Below are 1,930 nucleotides of genomic sequence, written 5' to 3'. Positions count from 1 at the left end.
CAGATATAACACAGACTGCCACAGACGAGCGGCGGGAATTTTTAACGAATGAGCTTATCAAGTATGGCCAGTATGAATCGGAGGACGGGCAACAGCTGTATGAACTGTCTTTGCCGGAACTGGAGCGGCTACATATTAACGTTAAATGCAAGTTTGGCCGTGAAATATCCTTCGAGGAGGGAGATTGATGCTCGGCACGCTCCGCTCCTTAACATTCATAATCATGAACGCGGATTTAATAATGACTGAAATAGAGCAGCTGGAATCAGCTGACGGGAGGTAACAGCATTGATTAGTTTTACAGTTTACGGTGAGCCAGTAGCCCAAGGGAGACCGAGAGCCACCACGGTTAATGGGATGACCAGGCTATATGATCCAAAGAAATCAAGAGACTTTAAGCAATATGTAAAGCTGGTTGCTTCAGATTATCGGCCATCTAAATTGCTAGAAGGACCACTTGAATTGTCAGTAAGGGTTTATAAATCCACTCTGAAAAGCTTCAGTAAGAAAAAAGTTGCAGAAGCAGAACAAGGGCTGTTAAGGCCGAGCAAAAAGCCAGATGTTGATAACTATATAAAGGGCATTAAGGACGGACTAAATAAAGTCATCTGGCATGATGACAGCCAAATTGTAGACCTTCATGTCAGTAAGTATTATAGCCAAAATCCAAGAATCGAAATACAGGTAAAGCCACTATCACAAGAGGAGGAGCAGTTATGTCTTTCATTAATCTAAAATCTCTCGTTAAAAAGGTGAATATGAAGCCTAAAGGTATTACTGAAATCGTTTTGGAGGTAAGCACAAAAGAATTAGGTGGATCTAGGATTTCACGTCTTTCTGAAATGATTGATAAGGAAGTACAAGCTCAGCTGGAATCAGAAACAGTTCAATATGTCTTAGAAATAAATGCGAAAACTGAGAAACCAATTACAAATTACACGGTTGATCAAAGAGGAATTGTTAATGTCGCGGATCCTGAACCGGAACAACTTGAGGCAGAGTTAGGGCTCCCCGAAGAAAAACCAAGAATTGAAGAAAAACCAATGGAGATAGATCGAGAAATTGTTGATTCTTTCATCACTGAAGGTACGCCTCCAGTTCGTGATGGTTTTCCTGAAAATATTGATGAAATTGCAAAACGCCGTATTGAAGGGGAATCATACCGCAGGCTTGCAGATGAGCTTGGAATGTCTCCAAGTGCCACTATAGACCTCATTAACGAGTACAGAAAAGAAATTGCTCCAATTGCTGAAGCTTGGTGGGATTGGAAACAAGATCAAGCTGCAGAAGCGGAACCTTTGGAAAAAGAAGCGCCCCCTGTTCCTCTAGATCAAAACAATGAAGCTGATCCATCCTCCTCAGATGAAAAAGAGGAAGACAACCAGGATGAGGGCGAACACGGAGCGGCTTAATGGTTAAAAGGCAGCGGCGTTGGTATTTGCTGTTTCGCATGGAGGATGGACGAGCCGTCCACCTCTATGAGCCTTTGAAAAAATACGAGCTGCTCCAGCGGCTTAAAAATGGATGGAGGGTTATTGGTGGTCTCAAGGAGAGAGTATCTTATAAAACGTCTTACGGAAGATTTCAGGATGGTTCCAGGACACGGACCTGACTTTTCCCAGATGACAGATGAAGAACTTGAAAAGCAATTGAGATTTTTAGAATCTGCTTTTGAGATGGCTTGGGAAGAAGATATTGAGGACGATGATGATATATGAGCGTCAGACATCATCTGAAAATTTTACCGGAGTATTTTGAAGCGGTGATTGATGGACGTAAAACCTTTGAAATAAGGAATGATGACAGGGGTTTTAAAGAAGGGGATATCCTTTGTCTAAATGAATGGCAGGGTGAATTTACTGGCCGTTCAATAGATGTTCAGGTCACATACATCTCTAATTTTGAGCAAAAACCCGGATATGTCGTTCTC

Annotated in this window: 4 protein-coding genes; all 4 read left to right on the top strand. The window is 42.1% G+C overall.

Going from position 1 to position 1,930, the window contains the following annotated elements; genetic code table 11:
* A partial coding sequence (locus ACWF79_RS34760; RefSeq protein WP_453732172.1) for a Fur-regulated basic protein FbpA occupies positions 1 to 188 on the top strand: 188 nt, incomplete at its 5' end.
* Between the two features lie 100 nt (positions 189 to 288).
* Entirely contained in the window at positions 289 to 735 is a 447-nt protein-coding gene (locus ACWF79_RS34755; RefSeq protein ID WP_017696754.1) for a RusA family crossover junction endodeoxyribonuclease, read from the top strand.
* A complete protein-coding gene (locus ACWF79_RS34750; RefSeq protein ID WP_010330156.1) occupies positions 717 to 1,412 on the top strand; it encodes a hypothetical protein in 696 nt (231 codons plus the stop codon). The genes ACWF79_RS34755 and ACWF79_RS34750 overlap by 19 nt, the downstream gene beginning before the upstream one ends.
* A gap of 302 nt (positions 1,413 to 1,714) precedes the next feature.
* Positions 1,715 to 1,930, top strand: a 216-nt coding sequence (locus ACWF79_RS34745; protein WP_453732171.1) for an ASCH/PUA domain-containing protein, incomplete at its 3' end; no start/stop codon positions are given.

This window comes from Streptomyces sp. NPDC054975, assembly GCF_053609105.1.
The sequence above is the reverse complement of the archived record's forward strand: the minus strand, read 5'-3'. Positions and strand labels throughout refer to the sequence as shown.